The organism is Streptomyces sp. MnatMP-M17 (assembly GCF_900091995.1).
Classification (GTDB): domain Bacteria; phylum Actinomycetota; class Actinomycetes; order Streptomycetales; family Streptomycetaceae; genus Streptomyces.
In genome coordinates this window covers 1-5,170 of sequence record NZ_FMDK01000898.1, presented here as the reverse complement: position 1 = coordinate 5,170, position 5,170 = coordinate 1, and the positions used below count along the sequence as shown (strand labels likewise).

4 protein-coding genes and 1 pseudogene are annotated in these 5,170 nt (G+C 71.3%); 4 read left to right on the top strand and 1 reads right to left on the bottom strand.

Going from position 1 to position 5,170, the window contains the following annotated elements; all coding sequences use genetic code 11:
• Window positions 1-1,409: pseudogene (locus GA0115259_RS33025) on the top strand (family 2 glycosyl transferase); the annotation flags it as partial.
• The gene (locus GA0115259_RS33020) at window positions 1,406-2,968 is read left to right on the top strand and encodes a DUF5719 family protein (RefSeq protein ID WP_093603773.1); all 1,563 of its coding nucleotides are present in this window, start codon (window positions 1,406-1,408) and stop codon (window positions 2,966-2,968) included. The pseudogene GA0115259_RS33025 and the gene GA0115259_RS33020, both read left to right, overlap by 4 nt.
• A gap of 89 nt (window positions 2,969-3,057) precedes the next feature.
• Here the strand turns inward: GA0115259_RS33020 and GA0115259_RS33015 are convergent, their stop codons facing one another.
• Window positions 3,058-3,486: a metallopeptidase family protein gene (locus tag GA0115259_RS33015; protein ID WP_093603771.1), complete on the bottom strand. Its 429-nt coding sequence runs from the start codon at window positions 3,484-3,486 to the stop codon at window positions 3,058-3,060.
• Between the two features lie 274 nt (window positions 3,487-3,760).
• Here GA0115259_RS33015 and GA0115259_RS33010 point away from each other — a divergent pair, with 274 nt between their 5' ends.
• Together GA0115259_RS33010 and GA0115259_RS33005 are read left to right on the top strand one after the other, a co-directional pair.
• The gene (locus tag GA0115259_RS33010) at window positions 3,761-4,186 is read left to right on the top strand and encodes a DUF3499 domain-containing protein (RefSeq protein WP_093603769.1); all 426 of its coding nucleotides are present in this window, start codon (window positions 3,761-3,763) and stop codon (window positions 4,184-4,186) included.
• 171 nt (window positions 4,187-4,357) lie between these two features.
• Window positions 4,358-5,170 (top strand): L-lactate permease (locus tag GA0115259_RS33005; RefSeq protein ID WP_141716788.1); only part of this gene is annotated, 813 nt, incomplete at its 3' end.

Below are 5,170 nucleotides of genomic sequence, written 5' to 3'. Positions count from 1 at the left end.
GCGGCGCGGCGGGTCCGCTGGAGCGCCGCGATCCGGTGCAGGTCCCGGCCTTCGTCGCGGAGGAGAGCATCACCCGCGACCAGCCGCGCACCCTGGTGCTCGGCGGTACGACACCGGCGGAGGTCTCGTACTCCCTGGTCCGTGGCTCCGGCGGGCGGCTCGGTGACGCCGAGCTGACCGAATCGGGCGGCAGCGATCCAGGGCTGGACAAGGTCGTCGCGAATCTGGTCGCGGGCTCCGGCGCCGACCAGACCGACCAGCTCAGCGGGTTCGCGATCCGCTATGTGCTGGTACGGGACGGCGCGCCGCGCCAGATGAGCCGGGTCCTCGACGCCACTCCGGGGCTGACGCGGCTGAGCCAGCTCGACGGCAGCGCGCTGTGGCGGGTGGACCGGCAGATCTCCCGGGCCGTCATCGTGGACGGGAAGGGCGCGGGAGAGCCGCTGGCCGTCGCCGCCGCTCCGGTCGAGGCGCACACGGAGATCCCGGCGGGCGCGGCGGGACGGGTGCTGCGGATCGCGGACCGGGCCGCCGAGGGCTGGCAGGCCACGCTCGACGGCGAGGTCCTCACGAAGAAGACCGTCGACGGCTGGGCCCAGGGATTCGAACTGCCCGCCGAGGGCGGCCGGCTGGATCTCACCTACGAGGACCCGATCACGCACACGGCGTGGATCTGGGCGCAGGTCGCGCTCGCCGTCGTCCTGCTGGTGCTCGCACTGCCGGGACGCCGCCGCGAGATCGACGACGATCTGCCCGAGGAGGACGTGGAGGTCCCGGCGCAGCCGGTGGAGGGCGAAGGACGCCGGGCCAGGAGGCTGCGGGCGGCGGCGGAGGCGGAGTCCCCGGAGTCCGCGGAGTCCGCGGAGGCGGTCGGGAGCGAAGAGGCCGAGGCGCCGATGCCCGTCGGGGCTCCGGAGGAGCCGCAGCCGCAGTACGGCGCGGTGCCTCAGCAGCAGGCATACGACTGGGACGCGGGTGCCGGTGTCCAGACGTACGCAGGTGCGGACTACGCCCAGGATCCCTACGGGAACGGTCAGTACGGAGAGGGCCAGTACGCCGACGGGCAGTACCAGCGGCAGCCGTATCAGCAGTATCCCGGGGGCCAGTACCAGGAAGGCCAGTACCCGGCCGGCTCGTACGACCGGAGCCAGTATCCGGCGGAAGGCTCCTACGACCAGGGCCAGTACCAGGAGGGCCAGTACCAGGACGGCCAGATGCCCGGCCAGGCTCAGGGGCAGGTCCCGGGTCAGATGCCAGGACAGGCGCCAGGCCAGGTGCCGCAGCAGTACGACCCGTCCCAGTACGACCCGTACGGCTACGGACAGCAGCCCTACGCCGACGGTCAGCCCTATGCCGACGGCCATGAGAACGACCGGCGTCCGCGCCCCGACGGGAGCAGCAACCAGTGAACCGTACGACTCTCTCCCTCATCGCGGTCGCCACCGCCCTCGCCGCCGTCACCGGCTTCGCCACGCTGACCGCGCCGGACTCCACGGGCGCGGCGGTGGCACAGGCTCCCGCGCGGCTGCCGGTGGAGCGCACCAGCCAGCTCTGCCCGGCGCCGAGCATGTCGGACATCGCGGAGACGACGTACACCTCCTTCACTCCCGCCGGCACGTCCGGCGCCGGAACGTCCGGATCGGCCGAACTGAGTGAGTCCATCGTCACTCTGGCCGGCACGGCCGGGAACACGAAGGACACCCAGAAGGACAAAAAGGACGACGGAAGCGATGGAAAGAAGACGGACTCCGCGCAGAACAAGCAGACCAAGGCGTTTCTCGCGCTGAAGGAGCCGGGCAAGCCCGTCTCCGCCGAGGCGAGCGGCGCCGAGGCGCCCGCCCTCGTCGGCAGTGCCGACGGCCGCTTCGCTCCCGGCTGGACCACCCAGCAGACCACGACCGTCAGCGTCGGCGGCGCGCGCGGACTGCTCGGTATGACCTGCGCGGGCCCGGACACCGACTTCTGGTTCCCGGGAGCGAGCACCGAGGCGTCACGCCAGGACTATGTCCACCTCACCAATCCGGACGACTCCGCGGCCGTCGCCGACATCGAGGTGTACGGGAAGGACGGTGTCCTCAAGTCGGAGGTGGGAGAGGGCATTCCGGTCCCGGGCAGGTCGAGCGTGCCGGTGCTGCTCTCCACGCTGACCAGTGAGACCGCTCCCGACGCGACCGTGCATGTCACCACCCGTACCGGCCGGGTCGGTGCCGTGGTGCGCGTCGCCGACGAGAAGGCGGGCAGTGACTGGCTGGCCGCCTCGGGTGATCCGGCGAGCCGAGTGGTCCTGCCCGGTATCCCGGCGGACGCGACGGATGTACGGCTGGTGGCGTTCGCGCCGGGCGAGGACGACGCCGATCTGAAGGTGCAGCTCGCGGGCGCCGACGGCACGATCACGCCCGCGGGCACCGAGACACTGCACGTCAAGTCCAGGATGACCGCGTCCGTCGACCTCGCGGACGTGACCAAGGGCGAGGCGGGATCGCTGGTGCTCAGCCCGGTCCAGAGCGGTCGCGCGACTCCGGTGGTCGCGGCGCTGCGTGTTGTCCGCGGCAAGGGCGCCGACCAGGAGATCGGGTTCATCCCGGCGACCGCGCCGATCGTTTCGCGGGCGACCGTGGCCGACAACCGCGCGAAGGGCACCATGCTCTCGCTGACCGCGCCGGGCGCGGCGGCGAAGGTCAAGGTCACGTCCTCGGCCGGGACCGGCGGCGGCGAGCCGGCCGTGAAGACGTACACGGTCAAGGCCGGTACGACTCTGGCCTTCGCGCCGCCCGCGCCGAACGGGCTGAAGGGCTCGTACGCGGTGACGGTCGAGCCGGAGGCGGGCGGCGGCCCGGTCTACGCGGCGCGCACGCTCGCGCTGCCGACGGACGGCATCCCGATGTTCACGGTGCAGACGCTGCCGGACGACCGGGGGATGGTGTCCGTACCGAAGGCCAGGGAGGACCTGTCGATCCTCGGCGACTGAGGGCTGAGGACGGCGGGCGGCGGGGCGGCGTGGACTGAGGGCTTCCCGTATGCCGGGCCCTGGCGGTGCATGCCGGGCCCGGTGGCCGGTCACTCCTGTCCGTACCGCGGATCGACGGACTCGGGCGCCAGGCCCAGCAGTTCCGCGACCTGCTCGACCACGACCTCATGCACCAGCAGCGCCCGTTCGTCCCGGTTCTTGGTACGGATCTCCACTGGCCGCCGGTAGACGAGGATGCGTGCGGGATGCTCCTTGGCCGCCGGGACCGAGCTGCCGAGCGGTACGGTCTCGTCCTGCGTGGTGGGCACGTCCATGACCAGGAACTCGACCTCGGCGAGCTGGGGCCAGCGCCGTTCGAGACGGTCCACGGAGTCCCGCACAAGATCGCGGAACGACTCCGAGCGGCTGGTGGCGAGCGGCACCTGGGGCGGTGCGACGGGCCCGCGCATTCCGCGGCCGTGGCGGTCGCGCCGGCGCGGCCGTGGCTCGGTCGGGCGGGGCGGTACAGGACTCTCCATCACTGACGCAGGGTAGCCCTCCCGGGCCGCCGCCGAACGCGCCGTCGTCACCCTCGTACCGCATGTCGCATATTGAGCATTCAGGCCAAGATTGGGCTCGATCCCAGTAGGCTTCGCGATCATCGATCTCGCCTTCCTTGACAGGTTTTGCCCCAAGTGGTGACTGTGTGACGGGCTGTCGCTGTCCAGTCACGCGTCTTCCCATGCAGGTCAGGGCAGTTGCTTCCAGCCAACTTGTGGCCGAAGTCACGGTGCGACACGGTGGAGTGACCTGGTGGAGAGTCGTCGCGGCCCGCTCAAGAGTGCGGTACCGTCCAACGTCGTGAGCCCTGTACGTCGCTGTTCGCGCACCGCGTGCGGCCGCCCTGCTGTCGCGACACTGACGTACGTCTATGCCGACTCGACCGCGGTCCTCGGCCCGCTCGCCACCTACGCCGAGCCTCACTGCTACGACCTGTGTGCGGAACACAGCGAGCGGCTGACCGCTCCGCGCGGCTGGGAGGTCGTCCGTCTGACGGACGGTTCGGCTCCCGCGCGCCCGAGCGGCGACGATCTGGAAGCGCTCGCCAACGCCGTACGGGAAGCGGCCCGCCCGCAGGAGCGCGCCGCCGAGGGCGGCGGCAAGCCGCCGCGCGGCGCGGATCCGATGGAGGTCGGCCGCCGGGGCCATCTGCGGGTACTGCGCTCGCCGGACTCCTGAGCCGTCACCGGCCATCTCCTTCGCCCGAGCCCTCGCCCGTATCCCGGCCCTGCCCTGATTTCGCACGGATCCTGCGTGGTCCATTGACCTCCACTTGTCGCGGACACGACCATTCCTGCACCCGTGTTCGTGAGAGATCAGTTTCCGTATCGCGGAATCCGGAGGACCGTCGTGTTCGTACAGCAACTCGAACCTGTCGCCGACTCGCTCGCACTCTCCGCACTCGTCGCCGCACTGCCGCTGGCCACCGTCCTGATCCTGCTCGGTGTCATCCGGATGAAAGCGCATCTCGCCGGGCTGATCGGTCTCGCCGTCGCCGTCGTGGTCGGCTGGCTCACCTTCGGTATGCCGCTCGGCCAGACCTTCTCGGCCGGCGCCGCGGGCGTGCTCTTCGGGCTCTTCCCGATCATGTGGATCGTCGTCAACGCGCTCTGGGTGTACCGGCTGACGGTCCGTACCCACCACTTCGACATCCTCCGGCGCTCCTTCGGACGGCTCTCCGACGATCCACGTATCCAGGCGCTCGTCATCGCCTTCTGCTTCGGCGCGCTGCTCGAAGCGCTCGCCGGTTTCGGGGCGCCGGTCGCCATCTGCTCAGTGATGCTGGTCGCGCTCGGCTTCGATCCGGTCAAGGCCGCCGTCGTCTCGCTCGTCGCCAACACCGCGCCCGTGGCCTTCGGCGCGATGGGTACGCCGGTGGTGACACTCGCCCAGGTCACCGGGCTGCCGCTGGACACCGTCGCCTCGGTCGTCGGCAGGCAGACACCGCTGCTCGCACTCGTCGTACCGCTGGTGCTGATAGGGCTCGTCGACGGGCGGCGCGGGCTGCGCGAGACCTGGGTGCCCGCGCTGGCCTGTGGAGTGGCCTTCGCCGTGGCCCAGTTCGCCGCCTCGAACTATGTCTCCGCCCAGCTCGCCGACATCGGCGCGGCGCTGGCGGGCGCGGCGGCCCTGGTGGCGGTGCCGTCGGCGCGCAGGCCGGCG